At 32.4% G+C, this 21,129-nt stretch carries 20 protein-coding genes; 12 read left to right on the top strand and 8 right to left on the bottom strand.

Translation table 11 applies throughout. From position 1 onward, the window contains the following. Positions 1 to 97: 97 nt before the first annotated feature. Positions 98 to 625 (bottom strand): inorganic diphosphatase, encoded by a 528-nt coding sequence (locus A8975_RS12270; protein ID WP_129761132.1) that lies wholly within the window; start codon positions 623 to 625, stop codon positions 98 to 100. 163 nt (positions 626 to 788) lie between these two features. On the opposite strand from A8975_RS12270, the gene A8975_RS12265 reads away from it, so the two are divergent. Beyond that, positions 789 to 2,558 carry a DUF4209 domain-containing protein gene (locus A8975_RS12265; protein WP_134200815.1) on the top strand — a complete coding sequence of 590 codons (1,770 nt, stop codon included), beginning with the start codon at positions 789 to 791 and terminating at the stop codon, positions 2,556 to 2,558. A 71-nt stretch (positions 2,559 to 2,629) separates the two neighbouring features. Here the strand turns inward: A8975_RS12265 and A8975_RS12260 are convergent, their stop codons facing one another. Beyond that, entirely contained in the window at positions 2,630 to 5,128 is a 2,499-nt protein-coding gene (locus tag A8975_RS12260; RefSeq protein WP_131508881.1) for a DUF5686 family protein, read from the bottom strand. A 61-nt stretch (positions 5,129 to 5,189) separates the two neighbouring features. Continuing rightward, positions 5,190 to 6,167: a pyruvate dehydrogenase complex E1 component subunit beta gene (locus tag A8975_RS12255; RefSeq protein ID WP_131508880.1), complete on the bottom strand. Its 978-nt coding sequence runs from the start codon at positions 6,165 to 6,167 to the stop codon at positions 5,190 to 5,192. Positions 6,168 to 6,470: 303 nt separating this feature from the next. On the opposite strand from A8975_RS12255, the gene A8975_RS12250 reads away from it, so the two are divergent. The 6 genes from A8975_RS12250 to A8975_RS12225 all read left to right on the top strand — a co-directional run bounded on the left by A8975_RS12250 (position 6,471) and on the right by A8975_RS12225 (position 11,844). Then, positions 6,471 to 7,217, top strand: a complete 747-nt coding sequence (locus A8975_RS12250; RefSeq protein WP_134200813.1) for an electron transfer flavoprotein subunit beta/FixA family protein — start codon at positions 6,471 to 6,473, stop codon at positions 7,215 to 7,217. A gap of 21 nt (positions 7,218 to 7,238) precedes the next feature. Further along, a complete protein-coding gene (locus tag A8975_RS12245) occupies positions 7,239 to 8,198 on the top strand; it encodes an electron transfer flavoprotein subunit alpha/FixB family protein (RefSeq protein WP_129761137.1) in 960 nt (319 codons plus the stop codon). 119 nt (positions 8,199 to 8,317) lie between these two features. Then, positions 8,318 to 8,926, top strand: a complete 609-nt coding sequence (locus A8975_RS12240) for a bifunctional nuclease family protein (protein ID WP_129761138.1) — start codon at positions 8,318 to 8,320, stop codon at positions 8,924 to 8,926. Between the two features lie 15 nt (positions 8,927 to 8,941). Next, positions 8,942 to 10,471, top strand: coding sequence for a NupC/NupG family nucleoside CNT transporter (locus A8975_RS12235; protein WP_243832984.1), 1,530 nt, complete (start codon positions 8,942 to 8,944; stop codon positions 10,469 to 10,471). Positions 10,472 to 10,564: 93 nt separating this feature from the next. Beyond that, the gene (locus tag A8975_RS12230; protein ID WP_134200811.1) at positions 10,565 to 11,389 is read left to right on the top strand and encodes a thymidylate synthase; all 825 of its coding nucleotides are present in this window, start codon (positions 10,565 to 10,567) and stop codon (positions 11,387 to 11,389) included. A gap of 2 nt (positions 11,390 to 11,391) precedes the next feature. Next, on the top strand, positions 11,392 to 11,844 hold the full coding sequence (locus A8975_RS12225) for an energy transducer TonB (RefSeq protein WP_134200809.1): 453 nt from the start codon (positions 11,392 to 11,394) through the stop codon (positions 11,842 to 11,844). A gap of 65 nt (positions 11,845 to 11,909) precedes the next feature. On the opposite strand, the gene A8975_RS12220 is transcribed toward A8975_RS12225, so the two are convergent. Further along, positions 11,910 to 12,209 (bottom strand): isoamylase early set domain-containing protein, encoded by a 300-nt coding sequence (locus A8975_RS12220; protein ID WP_134200807.1) that lies wholly within the window; start codon positions 12,207 to 12,209, stop codon positions 11,910 to 11,912. Between the two features lie 359 nt (positions 12,210 to 12,568). Between A8975_RS12220 and A8975_RS12215 the strand changes: the two genes are divergently transcribed. The 3 genes from A8975_RS12215 (at position 12,569) to lspA (ending at position 14,967) form a co-directional block, all read left to right on the top strand. After that, positions 12,569 to 13,492, top strand: a complete 924-nt coding sequence (locus A8975_RS12215; RefSeq protein WP_134200805.1) for a dihydrofolate reductase — start codon at positions 12,569 to 12,571, stop codon at positions 13,490 to 13,492. An 80-nt stretch (positions 13,493 to 13,572) separates the two neighbouring features. After that, entirely contained in the window at positions 13,573 to 14,466 is an 894-nt protein-coding gene (fabD, locus tag A8975_RS12210; RefSeq protein WP_134200803.1) for an ACP S-malonyltransferase, read from the top strand. A 3-nt stretch (positions 14,467 to 14,469) separates the two neighbouring features. Next, positions 14,470 to 14,967, top strand: a complete 498-nt coding sequence (lspA, locus tag A8975_RS12205; protein ID WP_134200801.1) for a signal peptidase II — start codon at positions 14,470 to 14,472, stop codon at positions 14,965 to 14,967. Between the two features lie 32 nt (positions 14,968 to 14,999). Here lspA and A8975_RS12200 read toward each other — a convergent pair whose 3' ends face one another. The 4 genes from A8975_RS12200 to A8975_RS12185 all read right to left on the bottom strand — a co-directional run bounded on the left by A8975_RS12200 (position 15,000) and on the right by A8975_RS12185 (position 19,256). Further along, the gene (locus A8975_RS12200) at positions 15,000 to 15,191 is read right to left on the bottom strand and encodes a hypothetical protein (RefSeq protein WP_129761145.1); all 192 of its coding nucleotides are present in this window, start codon (positions 15,189 to 15,191) and stop codon (positions 15,000 to 15,002) included. Positions 15,192 to 15,738: 547 nt separating this feature from the next. After that, a complete protein-coding gene (locus A8975_RS12195; RefSeq protein WP_134200799.1) occupies positions 15,739 to 16,986 on the bottom strand; it encodes a helix-turn-helix domain-containing protein in 1,248 nt (415 codons plus the stop codon). A 114-nt stretch (positions 16,987 to 17,100) separates the two neighbouring features. Further along, positions 17,101 to 18,120, bottom strand: coding sequence for a UDP-glucose 4-epimerase GalE (galE, locus tag A8975_RS12190; protein ID WP_134200797.1), 1,020 nt, complete (start codon positions 18,118 to 18,120; stop codon positions 17,101 to 17,103). Next, positions 18,120 to 19,256 carry a DegT/DnrJ/EryC1/StrS family aminotransferase gene (locus A8975_RS12185; RefSeq protein WP_134200795.1) on the bottom strand — a complete coding sequence of 379 codons (1,137 nt, stop codon included), beginning with the start codon at positions 19,254 to 19,256 and terminating at the stop codon, positions 18,120 to 18,122. Before A8975_RS12185 ends, galE begins: the two co-directional genes overlap by 1 nt. A gap of 128 nt (positions 19,257 to 19,384) precedes the next feature. On the opposite strand from A8975_RS12185, the gene A8975_RS12180 reads away from it, so the two are divergent. Together A8975_RS12180 and A8975_RS12175 are read left to right on the top strand one after the other, a co-directional pair. Next, entirely contained in the window at positions 19,385 to 20,620 is a 1,236-nt protein-coding gene (locus A8975_RS12180; RefSeq protein ID WP_134200793.1) for a 3-deoxy-D-manno-octulosonic acid transferase, read from the top strand. A gap of 119 nt (positions 20,621 to 20,739) precedes the next feature. Beyond that, on the top strand, positions 20,740 to 21,045 hold the full coding sequence (locus tag A8975_RS12175) for a hypothetical protein (protein ID WP_129761150.1): 306 nt from the start codon (positions 20,740 to 20,742) through the stop codon (positions 21,043 to 21,045). Positions 21,046 to 21,129 lie beyond the last annotated feature (84 nt).

Here is a 21,129-nt window from a genome sequence, read left to right as displayed (position 1 = left end):
GTTTGTATCTTAACAAATGTAACAAAATGGATTAATATTAAAAAGCCCTTACACTTCTGCAGTGTAAGGGCTCTAAATTGCTATGTTACAAGCTATTTTATATTGTAAAGTTACCGTTTGCTTTGTGCTCACTGCTTTCGTAGCGCTCCACACATTTGTTAAGGATTTCGTATGCCTCTTTAGCATTTCCCCAACCACCAACATCAACTTTCTTTTCTTCTAAGTCTTTGTAAACCTGAAAAAAGTGTTCAATTTCTTTAATTCTATGTGGGTTTAAATCTTCAATATCGTTGTATTTATTCCAGATTGGGTCAGAAATTGGCACACATATTAATTTTTCATCTGGTCCTTTTTCATCTGTCATGTGAAACACACCTATTGGTTTTACTTCCATAACACACATTGGAAATGTTGGCTCTGTTCCTAATACTAAAACGTCTAGAGGATCTTGATCTAAAGCTAAAGTTTCAGGAATAAACCCATAATCTCCAGGATACATCATTGATGAAAACAACATACGATCAAATCTAATTTTTTTTAGTTCAAAATCGTATTCGTATTTATTTCTACTTCCTTTAGGGATTTCTATTAGTACATCAAAGGTCAATTTTCCTGCTGCTGTCATATTTTTATATTTGTTTTTCGGGCTGCAAATATAATGTAATGTTTGAGTTATGGCAATTAATTACCCTTGACTTTATCAAAAAAATAACCGTAATTTAACAGTGGATATGAATTATTAGGTCAATCCATATTTTTATTATTAGCTATTAGTTTGACCAAAACCTATGAATGAGATTCCAAATGAATTAAAAGACTTTTATGCCTCAATTGAAAATTTGAACTCATTAAGTATATGGAACATTCATCGAGAACTGAAAGCAACCGCTAAAATCAAAGGAGAGTGGGAAAAGAAAATTATTATAGAAAGAAAATCACTCAATTACAATCTAAATAAAGGCGAGTTAGTGACAAACGTTCAAGTCACAGATTCACAAGGTCAAATTACAACAATTGGTTTAGAAAAGGAGGACATAGAATATCTTAAACAGCGATTAGAATTTACACAAAATACTTGGCTAAAATCAAGATATTCTCATTTACTCTGGCAAGAAATTAAGCATCATAAATATGCTGAAATAGCTATTGATAATTATGTTGCTACAATCAATAGAATCAAATCGGAGGAAGCTCGTGAGTTGCCCATAATTCTTTCTGCAATTTTACATATATCAAAGAAAACAAAGAAGAAAATAGAAGTCGCCAAAGAAGTCGCAATTACGCTTGTTAATGACTTACCAAATTGGTTTAAACCAAATATTTTAAATTCTATTCTAGAAAATAATATCCTTACTAAACAGGAACTAAATGATATTGCTTTAAAATTACCAAGTTGGATTGAAGAAGAAAATCCTGTATCATATTTTTCAAATAAGCAAAAATTAGAAACTGGTATACGACTTTATAATTTACTAGAACTTCCGTTAAATGAACTGTATGAGTTATTAGCCAAAAACGAAGACTTAATTCTAGAACAGCATCAAGAGGATACAGACTTTGCAAAGTATACCACAATTGGAACAAAGGCAAAATATTTAAGACTTGCAGGTAAGCTGGAAGAAGCAGAAGAAAATCTTAAAGAGTATAATCGCCTTAAGCAAACGGTAAAACTCGGAAAAGTAAGTTGGCAACTTGGAGAAAAGGAAACAGAAATGTTTAATAGTTATCTCGATATGAAATCAAAAGTCATATTGGATATGCCAACAGAGGGAATACTTGCTTTCTTCTCAATTAATGAAGACATTCTAGTTGACCCAATTGAAAATCTAGAAAATGCCAAGAAAAGTATTAAAAACTCAATTCATAATTTATTTAGCACAAGTGTTTTTGATATAAACAGCAACTTCAAGAATTTAAAGGATTCAGAAAAAATTGATAAAGAAGTCATCCAGAGTTATACGATTTCCCACGGAGTTAAATGTTTCAGTCTCTTCCTAAAAGTTTTTGTAGACGGAATTTTAACAGGTAAACTCAATTATTACAAAATCTATGACTTTTTTGAATCTCAAACTTGGTATGGTACTAAATTCAAACGAGGAATGACCGATAATGAAATTGACCAAAACTCGAACTGGTTAACAATGCTTGCACCAGGAATCCATAATCTTTTTTCTCAATTTGAACTCTCGGTTTTAATGAATACTAATAAAATCAACAACTTCATTTTAGCAATGGATTCTTTGACTTTAAAATTCGAAGGTGCATTAAGAGACTTTATCAGATTGTCTGGAGGTAATACATCTACCTCTAAAAATGGAGAATTAAAAGAACAATTACTTGAGGAATTATTAGAAAACCAAACAACAAAAAAGTACTTTACAGAAAAGGACATTGAATTGTTTAAGTATACATTCACTAGAAAAGGAAAAAACTTGAGGAATAATATAGCTCATTCATTTTTAGAATTTTCTGATTACAATTTACAGGCTGTGACTTTAGTTTTTTTCTGTATTTTGAGACTTGGAAAATATACGTTTAACGAAAAAAACAACAGCTGACAATGGCTAAAAGTAATTATTAGTTATTGCCAACGCAACTAGCCATAACACGAACACGCTAAACGAACCTCTTAAAAATAAAACCCAAAGCTTCCTGTAACACCAAACTTTCGTGCGTCAGGTGTATCGAGATAATTTCCTCTAAAATTGAAGTCTATACGTAGTATTTTAAAAATATTACCTACACCAACGCTGTATTCGTAATACACCTCATCACTAGGTGCGTTGTAGATTAAACCTGAAGCATTAAGGTTGCGGTTTTCTTGTGAAATTTCTCCCCAAACACCACGTACGCCAACAATAGCTCTTAGATTATACTTTTTAAGAAATGGTATACGCGAAAATAATCGACCGTTAAAATTATGCTCTAAATGTAATGACGAATAGGTATCAGTTACAAACTCATAAAAATCTAACTGCGAGAAAGTGTTGTAAATAGAAAAATACGATTGGTTACCAGGAACTACACTTAACAACCCAAGCGGAACTTCGCCAAAGGTTTTACCTGCTTCAATAGTTGTGGTTAAGCGACCAAAACCACCAACTTGCCATGGTTGTATGTATGAAAACTGCAATTTGGTATAGTCAAAATCGCTACCAAAAACAGTACGATCTCCTTTGCTTAATTGAGCAAATAAACTTGCGTAATTATCATTGGCATTTCTGCGTTCTACACCAAAACCTGTCATTTTTCGTTTTGGGAAATACGATACCGAAAGCGTGCTTTCGTATTGTCTTATTTCGGATGAAATTCCTGTAGGAGATTCTTCATCAAAATAATCGAGACTAAAAGTTTCTGAAGCCGACTCTAAAGTTCTATAGTTAGCTCCTAGCCTAAACACAAGGTTTTTTACTGGCTCAATTTCTAACGAAAGCGTTGTTAAATTAATACTAGACAGCTTATCGTTAGGACTTGTACCAACCACAGCTGATGAGGCAAAACTACGTCCTAAAACATCGGTTGAATTGGTTAAACTCGCTCCTATTTGCTCTACATCTCTTCGGTTTCCACCAGAGAGAATAATACGATTCTTTTTATCTACCAACCATTTTCCTGAGATACCATATTTAAACTTATCGTCTCTAAAACCATAAGCCAAAAACCCTTCGAGCCTCCAAAGGTCGTTTGGTCCAAAATAGGTACGTCCTCCTGTTCTTACCCTTACACCTTCTACTTCATTATATCCAAACGTTGAAAAGATAGGTCCATAATCAAAATTAATACTCGGAAACTCAATGTAACCTGAAGCTAACACGCTACCAATATTGTAAAGTCGTTTAAACTTTTTTACGGTTTTTAAAGTGTCTAACATTTTGTAAACACCTTTTTCGTCTTTGTTGAGCGACTCTAGTCGGTTTTCTTCCCAAAAGGAATCATCACGATTGTAAACGTCTTCATTGTAGTTGTAAACCTCTTCGCTATAGAACTTTTCGTTTTTTTGTTTATCAAACTCGTAATTATCATACAAGGTGGTACGCTTACCGTAAATTCCACGAGATTTTTCTTTTTTGTTCAGCGCAAAATCTGACATAAAATAATCGCGCTTTATCAAAAACAACGAGTCATTAAGGACTTCAAACTCTTGCTCTATATAAATTTCTTTTACCCAGTTTATGTTAGCACTTTTAGAGGCTTGCAGATTAATTTCTTTGATAGCATAGGTAGTATCAGCAACCCAAAAATCACCTTTAAAAGTGAGTTCGTTTTTTCTACGTGGATAGTAAATAATGTTGTAACACCATTTGTTATCAATAAACGAACTATCAGAAAGCACGTAGTTGTAAGTGTTAATTCCTGTTTTAGAAATTGGGCTTACAAAGCTTTTATCAAAAAACTTAAGGTAGTTGTCGTAAATGTTATAATCGGAATATAGGTCGTCTACAAAATCGATAATCACCTGATTGTTGCTAAAACCAGAGTTTTTATTTCCTTTTAAATCTTCTTTCTCCTTGTCTAGCACATTATCGCCATAAACTCTACTTACGGCTTCATTAATAAATATTGGTAAGTAGGTTTTTCCTGTTACTCTTGAGGTGTCTACTTCTTCAAAAACAAACTCCATACCTCTAAACAGCTTGCTTTTTATAAGTGCACTATCAATAGTGTTTAAGTCAAACTCAACCTTTTCGTATTTATCGTACTCGTATTGCTTAAACTGATTGAGTCCGTTTTTACGCTTGTGTTCCCATATTTTCTTTAAAATGGCAATGGCTGGATTTTCTTCGGCTTTTTTAGATTGCTTTCCTGTAACAATTACAACCTCATCAAGTGCATCAGCCTCTTCTTTTAAAACCAAATTGAGCTCGTAGTTTACTCTTTTGGCAAGTGGCAACTCTAAAGTTTCGTAACCTAAAAAAGAAACGATGAGAGCATCCCAAGTAGTTTCAGATTCAAGATAAAATTTACCATTTTCGTTAGTGATTGTACCTTCGGTAGATCCTTTAAAAAGTACATTAGCAAAAGCAACAGGGTCGTTGTTTTCGTCTACTACATGACCACTAACTTTGGTCTGTGCCAATACGTTAGCAATTCCTAGGCAAAAAAATAGGGCTATTAATTTTATCTTCATAAGCAAAAAACTTCATCAACAATACTGCCAATGAAGTTTATATAACGCAAAAAAATGCGATTTATTTATACATTACCTTTTTTACTGCTTTTATTACATCGTTACTGTTAGGTAACCATTCTTCCAGAAGTACTGGAGAGTAAGGAGCAGGCGTATCGGCTGTGTTAATTTTTACAATTGGAGCATCTAAATAATCAAACGCTTCAGACTGTACTAAATATGTAATTTCAGTAGACACATTACCAAAAGGCCATGCTTCTTCAAGAATTACTAGTCTGTTTGTTTTCTTTACAGAAGTTATAATTGCTGCTCTATCCATTGGACGTACAGTACGCAAATCGATAATTTCACAAGAAATCCCTTCTTTTTCTAATTCATCAGCTGCTTTGTAAGCTTCTTTGATGATTTTTCCGAAAGAAACGATAGTAACATCAGTTCCTTCGCGTTTAATATCTGCAACTCCTAACGGAATTAAATATTCGCCTTCAGGAACTTCGCCTTTATCACCATACATTTGCTCACTTTCCATAAAAATTACTGGATCGTCATCACGAATAGCAGATTTTAATAATCCTTTTGCATCATAAGGGTTTGAAGGCACAACAACTTTTAAACCTGGAGTATTTGCAAACCAGCTTTCAAAAGCTTGAGAGTGTGTTGCAGCTAACTGTCCTGCAGAAGCTGTAGGTCCACGAAATACAATTGGACACTTAAATTGTCCACCAGACATTTGTCTGATTTTTGCTGCGTTGTTTATAATTTGGTCAATACCAACTAAAGAGAAATTGAATGTCATATACTCTACAATTGGTCTATTACCAGTCATTGTTGAGCCTACTGCAATTCCTGCAAAACCAAGCTCAGCAATTGGTGTGTCAATAACACGTTTAGGACCAAACTCGTCCAACATACCTTTTGATGCTTTATATGCACCATTATATTCAGCAACTTCTTCACCCATTAAGTAAACGCTTTCATCACGACGCATTTCTTCGCTCATGGCTTCACAAACTGCTTCTCTAAATTGAATAGTTTTCATTTATTATCTCTTTAAATCGGAAAGCAAAAATAGGAATATTTCATAAAAAATACACCTTATAATAATACATTGTTTCTTATTGGGTCTTCATTTTTAAATTGATGCTATTTTAAAACACTCAAATCGTATTTTGTTTTAAAGAATTCTTAAAATTTGTGCATCTTTTTTCAAAATTTCATCAATCGATCTTGAAATTATCTTTAAAAAGGAAAAAATATTATGCGTGCATAGTAAATATTCAAATTAAAATAATTAACTTCGTAACCTCAAAAAATTTTTAGTGTAAAACATAATAATAACGATATGAAAATATTAGTATGTATTAGTCATGTACCTGATACGACTTCAAAAATTAATTTTACGGATGGCGACACAAAATTTGACACAAATGGTGTACAATTTGTAATCAATCCTAATGACGAATTTGGATTAACTCGTGCTATGTGGTTTAAAGAAAAACAAGGTGCTAGCGTAGATGTTGTAAATGTTGGTGGTCCTGAAACTGAGCCTACACTTCGTAAGGCTTTAGCTATTGGAGCAGATACAGCTATAAGAGTTAACACTGAAGCTACAGACGGTTTTGCAGTCGCAAAGCAATTGGCAAATGTTGTAAAAAATGGTGGTTACGATTTAGTAATTGCTGGTCGTGAATCTATTGACTACAATGGAGGTATGGTTCCAGGAATGTTAGCTGGATTAACTAGCGCAAATTTTGTAAACAACTGTATTAGCCTTGAGGTTGATGGAACTTCCGCAAAAGCTGTAAGAGAAATTGATGGAGGAAAAGAAACTGTGTCTACAACTTTACCATTAGTAATTGGTGGTCAAAAAGGACTTGTTGAAGAAAGTGACTTACGTATTCCTAATATGAGAGGTATTATGATGGCTCGTAAAAAACCTCTTAACGTTGTAGAACCTGTTGATGCATCAGCTGAAACAGCTTCAGTTAAGTTTGAAAAACCAGCTCCAAAAGGTGCTGTTACTTTAGTAGATGCAGATAATGTTGGTGAATTAGTAAACCTACTTCACAACGAAGCAAAAGTCATTTAATTAACGTACAAAAAAGAAAAGATGTCAGTTTTAGTATATACAGAATCAGAACAAGGAAAATTTAAAAAAGTAGCGTTTGAAGTTGCTTCTTATGCAAAAGCTGTTGCAGACCAAATGGGAACAACAGTAACTGCAGTTACTATAAATGCCGATGACACATCAGCTTTAGGAAACTATGGCGTTGACAAAGTATTAAAAGTTAACGATGCTAGTTTAGATAAATTTAATGCCAATGCCTATGCAAGCATTATAAAACAAGCTACAGAAAAAGAAGATGCCAAAGTTGTTATTGTAAGCTCAAGTGCAGACAGCAAGTATTTAGCACCTCTTTTAGCAGTAGATTTAAATGCAGGTTTTGCATCTAACGTGGTTGAAGCGCCATCAAGCACTTCGCCATTTACAGTAAAACGTACTGCATTTACAAACAAAGCATTTAACATGACTACAATTAACTCTGATGTTAAATTAGTAGCTGTTTCAAAAAATGCTTTCGGATTAAAAGAAAATACTGCAAGTGCAGCTGCTGAAGATTTTTCAGCTTCAATTCCAGAAATAAAAGTACAAGTTGATGCTGTAGATAAAGTTACAGGTCAAGTTACTATTGCAGATGCTGAAGTTGTAGTATCTGGTGGACGTGGATTAAAAGGTCCAGAAAACTGGGGAATGATAGAAGAATTAGCAGATGTTCTTGGTGCTGCTACAGCATGCTCTAAACCTGTAAGTGATTTAGGTTGGAGACCACACAGTGAGCACGTAGGACAAACAGGAAAACCAGTAGCATCAAACTTATATATTGCAGTTGGAATTTCTGGAGCTATTCAGCATTTAGCAGGTATCAACGCATCAAAAGTAAAAGTAGTTATCAACACAGATCCTGAAGCACCTTTCTTTAAAGCTGCTGATTACGGAATTGTGGGTGATGCCTTTGAAGTTGTACCTAAATTAATAGAGAAATTAAAGGAATTTAAAGCTCAGCAATAAATAATTTTTTTATAAATTGTATTGTTAAAGGACTGTTTGAATTTGGTCTAAATCTCCAAATCTGTTAATTTCAGTTTGGTAAAGTCCTAATTTAAACAGTTCTTTGTGTTTTTAAATTTATGAGCTTAGTTCGTCTTAACATAAAGGGCATATCGTACAGCCAAACTCAAAATGGCGCTTACGCTTTGATTTTAAACGAAGTAGATGGTGACCGAAAACTTCCAATAGTTATTGGTGCTTTTGAAGCACAATCAATTGCCATTGCTTTAGAAAAAGAAATACGACCTCCTAGACCCTTAACACACGACCTTTTTAAAAATTTTGCTGACCGATTTGATATCGTTGTAAAGCAAGTTATCATTCACAAATTGGTAGATGGAGTGTTTTATTCAAGTTTAATTTGTGAACGTGATAAAATAGAGGAAATAATTGATGCAAGAACCAGTGATGCCATCGCTTTAGCTTTACGTTTTAACGCTCCTATTTTTACTTACAAAAATATTTTAGACAAAGCAGGTATTTACTTAAAAGTAAATCCTAAAAAAGACGAAGAAGAAGATAGTATCTTAATGGATGAATTAGTTGCTGAAGAAATTGAAGCTAGCGTTCATGAAAGCTACAAAGATAAATCTATTGAAGAATTACATTCACTTTTAGACGAAGCTGTAAATAATGAAGATTATGAAAAAGCAGCAAATATTCGTGACGAAATCTCAAAACGAGAGTAATACCTATTTTAAATTATGAGAAAGCAGTTTTTGTTTTTTGTTGCCCTATTTTTTCTTTTTACAACCCTAACCGTATCACAAAACCCAGAAACAGCAACTCAATTAGATACAATTGAACAAGTTACAGAAATTGTAACAGACTCTATAAATTCAATTAATGAAATTAAAGAAGTAATAGACACCGAAAACACTGCTATTACAACTGAAGACGCTACACCTGAAAGTACAATTATTCCTAGTCAAGGGTTTTCTTTCACTAGTCTTTGGAGAGGTGTATTAGGTATGATAAGTTTGGTTTTTATTGCTTTTTTATTCAGTAGTAATAAAAAAGCCATTAACTGGAGAATCGTAGGCATTGGTCTAGCTTTTCAATTACTAATTGCTGTTGGTGTATTAAAAGTTGAATTTGTCCAAACTATTTTTGACTTTATTGGAAAAATATTTGTTCAAATATTAGATTTCACAAGAGCAGGAAGTAAGTTTCTATTTGAAGGCTTAGTGGTTGATATGGATACCTTTGGATTTATTTTTGCATTCCAAGTACTGCCAACAATTATTTTCTTTTCGGCACTTACATCGGTTTTATTTTACCTAGGGATTATTCAAAAAGTTGTTAAGGCAATGGCTTGGTTACTTTCAAAAGCCCTAAGAATTTCAGGAGCTGAAAGTTTAAGTGTTGCAGGAAATATCTTTTTAGGACAAACCGAAGCACCTTTATTAATTAAAGCCTACTTAGAAAAAATGAACAAGTCCGAAATGCTACTTGTCATGATTGGTGGTATGGCTACCGTTGCTGGAGCTGTACTTGCAGCTTACATTGGTTTTCTTGGTGGTGACGATCCTGAATTAAGACTATTTTACGCAAAACACCTTTTAGCGGCATCAGTAATGGCTGCTCCAGGTGCTATAGTTATTTCAAAAATACTCTACCCTCAAACTGAAGAGGTAAATACAGATGTTTCTGTATCTCAAGATAAAATTGGTTCAAATATATTAGACGCTATTGCTAACGGAACTACCGAAGGTTTAAAACTTGCCGTTAATGTTGGCGCTATGCTTTTGGTGTTTGTAGCGTTTATAGCTATGATTAACTATGGATTTGGAAAAATAGGATATTTTACTGGTTTAAACTCTTGGATTGTTGAAAATACTAGATATGAGAGTTTATCATTAGAGTTTATCTTGGGCTATATTTTCTCTCCCTTAATGTGGTTAATTGGTGTTGCCAAAGAAGACATGGCGCTTATGGGACAGTTGCTAGGTATTAAATTAGCTGCAAGTGAATTTGTTGGGTACATTCAATTAGCAGACCTTAAAAACGCAGGAAACTCAATTCATTTAACATACGAAAAATCAATAATCATGGCAACTTACATGCTATGTGGTTTTGCTAATTTTGCATCTATTGGTATTCAAATTGGAGGTATTGGTTCTTTAGCTCCTGGACAGCGTAAAACCTTATCTAAATTTGGGATGAAAGCTTTAATTGGAGGTACAATTGCATCATTGATTTCAGCAACTATTGCTGGTATGATTATAGGTTAAAAACAGTTAATAACTTTTAATATTATTTAAGGGTTGAGTCATCGTGATTTAACCCTTTTTTCTATTTTTATTTTTCGAAAAGTCACAGAAATTATGAAGCAGTATTTAGATTTAGTAAAACACGTTTTAGAACACGGAAACGAAAAAGGAGATAGAACAGGAACAGGAACAAAAAGTGTTTTTGGTTATCAAATGCGTTTTGATTTAAGTGAAGGTTTCCCAATGGTAACAACTAAAAAACTACATCTTAAGTCAATAATTCATGAGTTACTGTGGTTTTTAAAAGGTGATACAAACATTAACTATTTAACCGAAAATGGCGTTCGTATTTGGAACGAATGGGCTGACGAAAATGGAGACTTAGGACCTGTTTACGGTCATCAATGGCGCAACTGGAATAGTGACGAAATTGACCAAATAAAGGAAGTGATTGAAACACTTAAAACCAACCCAAATAGCCGAAGAATGTTAGTTTCAGCTTGGAATCCTTCAGTGCTACCTGACACTTCTAAAAGCTTTAGTGAAAATGTTGCAAACGGTAAAGCTGCATTACCTCCTTGCCATGCGTTTTTTCAATTTTACGTAGCAAACGGAAAGCTATCTTGTCAACTTTATCAACGTAGTGCTGACATATTTTTAGGCGTTCCTTTCAATATTGCATCTTATGCATTGTTTACCATGATGATGGCTCAAGTGTGTGGTTATGAAGCTGGAGAATTTATACACACTTTTGGTGATGCTCATATTTACAGCAACCACTTCGAGCAACTAGAATTGCAGCTTTCTAGAGACCCAAGACCACTACCAAAAATGATTTTGAATCCTGAAGTAAAGGATATTTTTAGCTTTACTTTTGACGATTTCACTTTAGTGGATTATAATCCGCACCCACATATTAAAGGTGCTGTTGCTGTATAAACATGCTTAAAACACTAGTCTTTTTTACTTGCTTTTTATTTCTTACTAGTCTAAGCAATGCTCAAGATTCAATCACTAAACCTGAGAGCGAAAACGAATCTGAAATTATAGTGCTTGATGAAATTCCTATTTATCCTGGTTGTGAGCGAAAACGAAGTAATAAAAAACTAAAAAAATGCATGTCAGATAAAATTTCAAAATTCATCACTAAAAACTACAATCTTGATGTATTTAAAAGCCTTGACCTGCCAACAAGTGATTATACTGTTTATATTATTTTCAAATTAAATAAAGAAGGGGAAATTATAGAAGCTAAAGCAAGAGGTCCTCACCCAAAACTTGAAAAAGAGGCTGTAAGAGTTATTAATAGTTTACCAAAAATGACTCCTGGTAAAATTAAAGGGAAACCTGTTATTATTCCTTATTCAATACCTGTTTATCTTAGTAATAGATAAAACTATACAAAACAAAAAAAGCTTTCAATTTTTGAAAGCTTTTCTTCTAATCTGTTTTTTCAAAATTATAAATTTAAAACGCTGTTTTCAGCTCCTGCATAGTCATTCCATGCGTAGGCATCTGCAGCTTCATCGTTAGTATATGTACCATCTACAATATATCTAAATTCATAAGAGCTGTCTTTTTCTAAATCTACAGTACCTTTAAAAGTCCCGTTCTTTAACTTTTTAAGCTGAAAATCTTTTTTCTCTTTCCATTCGTTAAAGGTTCCTACTACTGTTACTTTTTTAGCTTCTTCAGCAGGTACAGAAAAAGTGACTTTACATACTGGTTTGCTTTTTAAGTATTGTTTTTTAATAGCCATAATTAAATGTATTTAATTCTATTTCAAAGCTATAAAAGAAAATCCTAGCTACAAACAATTCTTTGCATTTGAGACACGATTTATCATTTCGTTAAAAATGAGTTCATTTTAATTTAAAGTAAGAAAAAAAACATATTCTTTTTTGGCAGATATTCAACATTGCTATCGTTTGATTTTCAGAGCGTTTACCACTACAACGTTTGCACTTTCAAATACCTCAATTACCTGCACTTATGTTACAACGATTTCGCGACTTTTTACATCAATTAAACTCTATTACTTTAAAAAATAGACCTATAAAATCTTAAAAACTATATTATAAAAAAGACGTAAATTTACCTTTCAATTATTTCATGATTATGTTCGGAAAGAAAAAACAAAAACCTCAAATAGATAAAGAACAATTGGAGCTTATACAAAACGCTCAAAAACGCATTAAACAAAAAAAGCGCTTATATGCTCACTTTGTTGTGTTTTTAATTGGAGCTGTGTTTTTAATTGTTGCAAATACTGTTTTAGGTATTGGAAAAGACACTACCTTTTTTGGTATAGACTGGTTTGTATATGCAATACTTATTTGGTTGTTTCTTTTTATATATCACCTTTTCAATGTGTTTGTAACCCAAAAATTTATGGGAACAGCCTGGGAACAACAGCAATTAGACAAATTGGTTGCTAAACAACAAGAGCGTATTGAACAACTAAAACAAGGTTTTTTGAAAGAAGAAACACATATGGCAAAAACCCAAGCATATAATGAAGTTCAAAAACTTAAAAAAAGCAACAAGGCTAGTCAACTTACCATAATTGTTGCTGCTGGTGAAGATAATGCTATAGGAAAAGACAATGACCTTATTTGGCACTTAAGTAACGACCTTAAACGTTTTAAAAGTTTAACCTCTGGTCATCATATTATAATGGGTCGTAAGACTTTTGAAAGCTTTCCTAAACCGCTTCCTAACAGAACACATATAGTAATTACAAGACAAAACAACTATAAAGTACCAGATGGAGTAATTGTAGTTAATTCTTTAGAAGACGCTATTGATGCGGCTAAAAGTGACACACAACCGTTTATAATTGGTGGCGGAGAAATTTACAAACAATCCATTAATCTTGTTGATAAAATTGAACTTACAAGAGTACATGACACTTTTGAAGGTGCTGATACATTTTTTCCAGAAATAGATACTACCACTTGGAAAGAAATAGATAGAGAACGCCATGAAAAAGATGAAAAGCACAATCATGCGTTTTCTTTTATAACCTATGTAAGACAGTAAAAAAGTATACCTATCTCAAAATTAATGCTAATATCTTTTAAAGATATTATTCCTATTTTTGCAACATAAAATTTTAATACATGAAAGCATACATTTTTCCTGGTCAAGGTGCCCAATTTACTGGAATGGGATTAGACTTATATGAAAATTCACCTCTTGCTCAAGAACTTTTTGAACAAGCCAATGATATTCTTGGATTCTCTATAACTGATATAATGTTTGAAGGTTCTGCAGAAGACCTTAAAGAAACAAAAGTTACTCAACCTGCAATATTTTTACACTCAGTAATTTTAGCTAAAACCTTAGGTGATAGTTTTAAACCTGATATGGTTGCTGGCCACTCTTTAGGAGAGTTTTCGGCCTTGGTAGCAAATGGTACTTTAACTTTTAAAGATGGTTTAAAACTGGTATCGCAACGTGCTTTGGCAATGCAAAAAGCTTGCGAATTACAACCAAGCACAATGGCTGCAGTATTAGGATTGGATGATGATGTAGTTGAAAAAGTATGTGCAATGACAGAAGGTGTTGTAGTTGCTGCTAATTATAACTGCCCTGGACAATTGGTAATTTCAGGGGAAGTTGAAGCTATTAACAAAGCTTGTGAAACTTTAAAAGAAGAAGGAGCTCGTCGTGCATTAGTATTGCCTGTAGGTGGAGCATTTCACTCACCTTTAATGGAACCAGCAAGAGAAGAACTTGCTGCCGCTATTGAAAATACAATGTTTGGAAAACCAAACTGCCCAATATACCAAAACGTTACAGCAAATGCAGTAATTGATGAAGCTGCCATTAAAACCAATTTAATCTCTCAATTAACAGCTCCAGTAAGATGGACACAATCGGTACAACAAATGATTACTGATGGTGCAACATTATTTACTGAAGTTGGACCTGGAAAAGTATTACAAGGTTTAGTTAAAAAAATAAATAGAGAAGCTGAAACGGTTTCAGCAACTTTTGAGACTAACTCATAACTTATGAAACTATCTAGAAATTTAGCTATAATACTACTTATTGTAGTAAACATTGCTGTAGATCAAATATCTAAATTGATAGTTGATAGTAAAATGAATTTAGGTGAAACCATTGAAGTTTTTGGTAACACTTTTATTCTTCAATATGTAAAAAACTCAGGTGCCTTTTTAGGAATGGGTAGCGAACTAAACGACACATTACGTATTATACTTTTAATACTATTACCCGTTTTAGTATTAAGCTATCTTGTTTTTTATATTTTCAAAAACAAACATTTAGATAAATTAGCAATTATTGGTCTAAGTTGTATTGCAGGAGGTGGAATTGCTAATATTTTTGACCGTATTGCTTATGGCAAAGTAATAGATTTTCTTCATTTAGATTTTGGTGGAGTATTTAGAACCGGAATCTTCAATCTTGCCGATATATCAGTTACATCTGGGATGATATTATTACTTTTAGGAAGTTTTTTTACTAAGAAAAAAACAACAGTAGAATAAAAAAGTAAAAGCCTCTATTAAGAGGCTTTTTTTTATTTAGCTAAAATACAGTCTTCGCAATCTTTTACTTCACCATAGTATGTCTCTCTATATTTGTGAAGGGTTTTAAACGGAATACTTAAAAATTGCTTTTTAATATACGTTACATTTGTTTGTAATAAACCCATTTTTGGAGTGAATCGTGCTTCGGGTTTTGTCTGTCTTTTTATACTTATCAATTTCATTTTATTCATTTATCATTCAAGGCAAAGAAAGGCATCTTATATCCCAATTCAAAATAATTGAGGTTAAATCATTGTTAATCAATTTATTAAATACGAATATGATAATTTAATGCGCATATCGTTATGATATTTGTAGGAAAAACCAGCATCTATTGAAAATTCAAAAAATACTGGTCTTTCATAAAAAGCCTCAAGGAAATTACTTAATCTTTCAGATTTTACCTAAAACTTGTATTGAGTTAGACATGCTCAATAAAAGAACTTAACTCATTCCTAACTAACAGAAGTCAGGGTTAAGTTGATACTTTTTCCTTGAGACGTTGATAACTATATTACTATTGAAATAATTAAAAATACAACTGCAAAAAGGTAGGTGATAAATATTTTTAAAGGCTAATTCAAATCTATTTTTTTCACAATATGAATACAAAGCCTAATGAAACTATAGAATTTAGTTTTAGTTTGATGTATACAAACTACCTTTGCAATTGCATCACAAATGAAGCTATTTTGTCGATAAAAAAAGGTAAAGCCTATAATAGTTTACTCATTTTTCATTTACTGATTTCAAAAACTGTGAAGGTGTTAGAGAAGTTTCTTTCTTGAATGCTTTATTAAATGTAACCTTATTATTATAACCAACAGCATAAGCAACATCAATAATTTGAGTATTCTTATCGCTTAGCTTAAGCATTTGGATAGCTTCTTCAACTCTAAATTTATTAATTAGCTCAAAAAAGTTCATATTAAAATGCTCATTTATAATCTGAGATGTATTATGGCGAGATGTTTCGAGTTTCTCAGAAAGGCTTTCTAGGTTTAGACTGTTATCCATAAATATTTTATGATCTACCATAAGCGTAATCAAATTTTGCTTCAATTCATTGGACAACGATTTTGTTAATCCTGATTTTTGATACTTTGAAAAAAACTCAGTATTCTTTAAAATTATTTCTTTACTAAATACTTTAGGTTGCACTTGAGCCATATAGGAAATATAAAGCACCATTAAAGCCATAGCTACCACTACAATTTGATAAATAAAACTATATGCATTAAAAAACAGGCCACTAATTGATATACCATATATAAAATAAGACACTACAAAAAGCACATGCATTCTATACACTCCCTTCTTCCAAAAAGCGATTGCTTCTAAATTCTTGTATAGTTTAGACTTTGTACTCTTTAAATGATTTTTACTTATCAAAAATCCGTAGATAATTAACGACACTAACTTTGGGATAAAAACTATATAAAAAAACGAACTTTCAGTGTAAACACTACTTGTCCCTAATTGTATTTTCATTTTTTCTTCTAAAGGCAAACTATACAATGGGAATAAAAAGAAAAGTAATACCACTGTAGGTAAGAGGTGTAAAGCATCTAATGCTTTAAACTTATGTTGATTATTAATTCTTTTAAAGTAAAAGTACAGTAATGGACCATAAAGTAAAGCTACAGAAGCAGACATTAAATAGGTATGTGCATATTTAAGCTGATAATTGGTATTATAAAGCACAAAATCCAATATAAAAAAAGTATGAACAAGAATAAAACCACTCATTAAACTTGTACTAACTCTATCAGTATTCTTTGTAAAATTGAGGATTATAGCAACATAAAAACCAATAAGTGCAACGTAGAAATATAAAAAGTCTAAAACTCCATACTTTAAATTATAGGAGTCACTTAATTGTGCAACATCAATAGCAGTCATTGAAAAACAATTGGTTATAAACAAAGTAAAACCAATAGATAAAAGCAACCTTTTTATTTTTAAATGAAATTTCATTAGATTGAATTAGCCTTTTTAAAGTTATTCAATTTAATAATGAAACGCTCTTAAAAAATTGTTAATACACTGACTTAGTTACTGTTAAACTTTACAACAATAACAACACACGTATTACAGGTTTCTTATCTTTTTTTCCCAATTCCATGCAGAACGCATAGCATCGTCTAAAGTTAGTTCAGCTTTCCAACCTAATTCATTATTAGACTTTGACGTGTCAGCATAAGCTTTTGTAATATCACCTGCACGCCTAGGAGCAATCTTGTAATTAAGTTTTTCTCCAGACACCTTTTCAAAAGACTTAATAACTTCTAGCACTGAACTGCCTTTACCTGTTCCTATGTTAAAGACTTCGTAGTTAGAAGCATTGGTTTTATCAATTAGGCGTTGCAACGCAATAACATGAGCTTTTGCCAAATCAACCACATGAATATAGTCTCGTATACAGGTACCGTCAGGCGTTGGATAGTCATCTCCAAATACCGAAAGTTGCTCTCTAAGTCCAGCAGCTGTTTGAGTAATAAAAGGCACTAAATTTTGAGGAACACCAAGAGGTAACTCTCCTATTTTAGCACTCTCGTGCGCTCCAACTGGATTAAAATATCGCAAGGAAATTGCATTGAAATTATCATTAACCTTACAGGTATCTTTAATAATCTCCTCTCCTATTTGCTTTGTGTTTCCGTAAGGAGATTCAGCTGGTTTTACTGGTGCATTCTCAAGTATCGGCATAGCATCAGCTTGTCCGTATACTGTACATGAAGAACTAAAAATAAAGTTAGATGCTTGTAAACCTAAAACCGACTTAAGCATGTAAATAAGCGTATTTAAGTTGTTTTCATAATACAACAGAGGTTTCTCAACACTTTCGCCTACCGCTTTACTTGCTGCAAAATGAATTACACCTACAATATCTTTGTGAGCATTAAAAAATGTTTCAACTTTTAATTTATCTTTTAAATCTAGTTTTTCAAAGATTGGTGTTTTACCTGTAATTGCTGTAATGCCTTCAAGCACATCTATTGAGGAATTTGAAAGATCATCAATTATTACAACCTCAAAACCTTTGTTTTGTAATTCAACGACAGTATGCGAGCCTATAAATCCTAGTCCTCCAGTAACTAATACTTTCATTAATTGTTGTTTATGAAATTTATAACTGTATTTGTAATAAAGCTTATTTGTTCATCATCAAGCTCGGTGTGCATTGGTAACGAAATCACTTCTTTCACCAATTGATTGGTAACTTTAAAATCGGCTTCATTATATCTAGAATCCTTATACGCTTTTTGTAAATGCAACGGAATTGGATAATACACACCACATGGTATTCCGTTTTCATTTAAATGTTTAACCAAAGCATCTCTATCAGTATCTAAAACTCTCAATGTATATTGATGAAACACGTGATTATCTTCTGCTCCATCTCTATGAGGAGTAACAATTTTTTCTTGACCTTCAAATGCTTTGTCATAAGCATTAGCTGCTTTTATTCTTGCAGAATTATATGTATCTAAGTTTGGTAATTTAGCATTTAAAACTGCAGCTTGAACAGAATCTAAACGCGAGTTAACACCTACAACATCATGATGGTAACGCTCATACATACCATGATTTACAATTCCTCTAATAGTATGCGCTAAATCATCATCATTAGTGAAAATTGCACCTCCATCGCCATAACATCCTAAATTTTTAGATGGAAAAAATGAAGTTGAAGCCACATGACCTATTGTACCAACCTTAGCTTTTTTACCATTACTGTAAGTATAGGTTGCACCAATAGCTTGAGCATTATCTTCTATTACATAAAGGTTATGTTCTTGAGCAATTTCCATAATCGCTTCCATATTTGCACATTGTCCAAACAAATGCACAGGAACAATAGCTTTGGTTTTAGGAGTAATCGCTTTTTTAATAGCTTCAATATCGATATTAAAATTTTTCTCATCAACATCTACCAAAACAGGTGTCAACTGCAATAACGCAATAACCTCAACTGTTGCCGCAAATGTAAAATCAGCTGTTATAACCTCATCTCCTGGTTGTAATCCTAGTCCCATCATTGCAATTTGCAAAGCATCTGTTCCATTAGCACAAGGAATTACATGTTTTACGCCTAAATAATTTTCTAAATTACTTTGAAACTCATGAACCTTTGGCCCATTAATATATGCTGTAGAATCTAAAACTTCTAATATAGATTGATCTACTGTAGTTTTAATTTTTTCATATTGACCCTTAAGGTCAACCATTTGTATTTTTTTCATTCGAAATTTGTAATGAGTTGTAGAAAGTGTCAAAAAAACATTTGACGAGTAGCGAATTTACAAAATTCAATAACGACAGCCAATGAATTTAGTGTAAAGTAATGTATTTTAGCAAAAACATAATTTACGTGGGAATATTGTACAATCTTGGTATTTATTTTTTAGGTTTTATATTACAAATTGTAGCTTTATTTAATGAAAAAATAAGGCTAGGTGTTAAAGGTCGAAATGAAACATTTAAAAAACTAAACCAACACCTTAAAAAAGAAGACAATACACTTTGGTTTCATTGTGCTTCGTTAGGTGAATTTGAACAAGGCTTACCAGTTTTTAAAGAACTAAGAACACTTTACCCCAACCATAAAATCGTATTATCTTTTTTTTCTCCTTCAGGTTATGAAATAAGAAAAAACGCCGACGTTGCTGATCTTGTTGTGTACTTACCTTTAGACACAAAAAGTAATGCAAAACGGTTTATAGATTTAGTAAAACCTGAACTGACCATTTTTGTAAAATACGACATTTGGCCGAATATGTTGAATGCTCTAAACAAACGTAAATTAAGAGCTATTTTAATTTCGGCTACATTTAGAAAAAACCAATCTTACTTTAAGTTTTATGGTTCAAAAACTAAAAAAGCTTTACATACATTTGAACACATTTTTGTTCAAAACAAAAGTTCAAAAACTCTAGCAAACACTCTTGGTTTAAAAAATGTAACAGTTGCAGGTGATACTCGCTTTGATCGTGTTAACAATCAACTTAATCAAGATAACACTTTAGACTTTATCTCAAACTTTAAACAAGACAAACTCTGCGTAGTTATTGGCAGCTCATGGGCAGAAGATGAAGAGTTACTCATTAAGTTCATAAATAACAATCAAAATCTCGATGTTAAATATATTATTGCACCTCACAATATCAAAGCTGCTCAAATTCAAAATATTACTAAAAACCTAAATACTGAAACCGTTTTATTCTCACAAAAAGAGGGCAAATTACTTTCTAACTATTCGGTATTTGTGATAGACACTATTGGACTATTAAGTAAAATTTATGCTTATGCTGATATTGCTTATGTTGGAGGTGCAATGGGCAACACAGGTCTTCATAACATTTTAGAACCTGCTGTTTTTGGTGTCCCTATAATCATTGGAAGTAACTATAAAAACTTCCCAGAAGCATATGAAATGATTGACAATGGAGGGTTGATTTCTATCAAAAATTTCAATGAATTAGAAGATAAATTACAGTTGCTAATAGAAAATAAAGACAAAAGACTACAACAAGGCACACTAAATCTCAACTTTATTAAAAAAAATAAAGGTGCTGTAATCCAAATAATCAATTACATACGTAAATAGACTAATATTTTGAATAATCTTAATAAAAATGTTAATATTTGTTAAAATTTTTCATTGATTATTCATTATAAGTTATTAATTTCGTGTAACATATTTAACACTTAAAACTATTTTAAACAATGAAAAAATTATTATTACTTGTTTTGGCACTTGGATTGTCATTCACAGCATGTAGAGAAACAAAAGAGAAAGCAGATGAAGCTGGAGATGCAATAGAAAACGCAGCTGAAGCTACAGGTGACGCAGTTGAAGAAGCTGTTGAAGAGGCTGGAGAAGCTATGGACGATGCAGCTGATGCAACAGAAGAAGCTATTGATGATGCTGTTGACGCAGTAGAAGAAGCAGCTGATTCAGTTAAAGAAGGTGCTAAAGACGCTGTAAACGATGCAGCAGACAAAGCAAAAGAAGCAGTTAAAGGACACTAATTCTTTTAATGTCTTTAAAAATAAAAGCCTTACATTTCTGTAAGGCTTTTTTTATTTGTCATTATTTTAAGAACTACTATCAAT

Source organism: Meridianimaribacter flavus, assembly GCF_004366715.1.
Classification (GTDB): Bacteria; Bacteroidota; Bacteroidia; order Flavobacteriales; family Flavobacteriaceae; genus Gaetbulibacter_B; species Gaetbulibacter_B jejuensis.
This window is presented reverse-complemented; position numbering and strand designations above follow the sequence as displayed.

Bases quoted from the DNA above. Each gene is read 5' to 3' on its own strand.
- A8975_RS12230 (WP_134200811.1), top strand. From the start codon at position 10,565: ATGAAGCAGTATTTAGATTTAGTAAAACACGTTTTAGAACACGGAAAC.
- A8975_RS12200 (WP_129761145.1), bottom strand. From the start codon at position 15,191: ATGAAATTGATAAGTATAAAAAGACAGACAAAACCCGAAGCACGATTC.
- fabD (WP_134200803.1), top strand. From the start codon at position 13,573: ATGAAAGCATACATTTTTCCTGGTCAAGGTGCCCAATTTACTGGAATG.
- lspA (WP_134200801.1), top strand. From the start codon at position 14,470: ATGAAACTATCTAGAAATTTAGCTATAATACTACTTATTGTAGTAAAC.
- galE (WP_134200797.1), bottom strand. From the start codon at position 18,120: ATGAAAGTATTAGTTACTGGAGGACTAGGATTTATAGGCTCGCATACT.
- A8975_RS12260 (WP_131508881.1), bottom strand. From the start codon at position 5,128: ATGAAGATAAAATTAATAGCCCTATTTTTTTGCCTAGGAATTGCTAAC.
- A8975_RS12185 (WP_134200795.1), bottom strand. From the start codon at position 19,256: ATGAAAAAAATACAAATGGTTGACCTTAAGGGTCAATATGAAAAAATT.
- A8975_RS12250 (WP_134200813.1), top strand. From the start codon at position 6,471: ATGAAAATATTAGTATGTATTAGTCATGTACCTGATACGACTTCAAAA.
- A8975_RS12215 (WP_134200805.1), top strand. From the start codon at position 12,569: ATGTTCGGAAAGAAAAAACAAAAACCTCAAATAGATAAAGAACAATTG.
- A8975_RS12195 (WP_134200799.1), bottom strand. From the start codon at position 16,986: ATGAAATTTCATTTAAAAATAAAAAGGTTGCTTTTATCTATTGGTTTT.
- A8975_RS12245 (WP_129761137.1), top strand. From the start codon at position 7,239: ATGTCAGTTTTAGTATATACAGAATCAGAACAAGGAAAATTTAAAAAA.
- A8975_RS12235 (WP_243832984.1), top strand. From the start codon at position 8,942: ATGAGAAAGCAGTTTTTGTTTTTTGTTGCCCTATTTTTTCTTTTTACA.
- A8975_RS12240 (WP_129761138.1), top strand. From the start codon at position 8,318: ATGAGCTTAGTTCGTCTTAACATAAAGGGCATATCGTACAGCCAAACT.
- A8975_RS12265 (WP_134200815.1), top strand. From the start codon at position 789: ATGAATGAGATTCCAAATGAATTAAAAGACTTTTATGCCTCAATTGAA.
- A8975_RS12220 (WP_134200807.1), bottom strand. From the start codon at position 12,209: ATGGCTATTAAAAAACAATACTTAAAAAGCAAACCAGTATGTAAAGTC.
- A8975_RS12225 (WP_134200809.1), top strand. From the start codon at position 11,392: ATGCTTAAAACACTAGTCTTTTTTACTTGCTTTTTATTTCTTACTAGT.
- A8975_RS12270 (WP_129761132.1), bottom strand. From the start codon at position 625: ATGACAGCAGCAGGAAAATTGACCTTTGATGTACTAATAGAAATCCCT.
- A8975_RS12175 (WP_129761150.1), top strand. From the start codon at position 20,740: ATGAAAAAATTATTATTACTTGTTTTGGCACTTGGATTGTCATTCACA.
- A8975_RS12255 (WP_131508880.1), bottom strand. From the start codon at position 6,167: ATGAAAACTATTCAATTTAGAGAAGCAGTTTGTGAAGCCATGAGCGAA.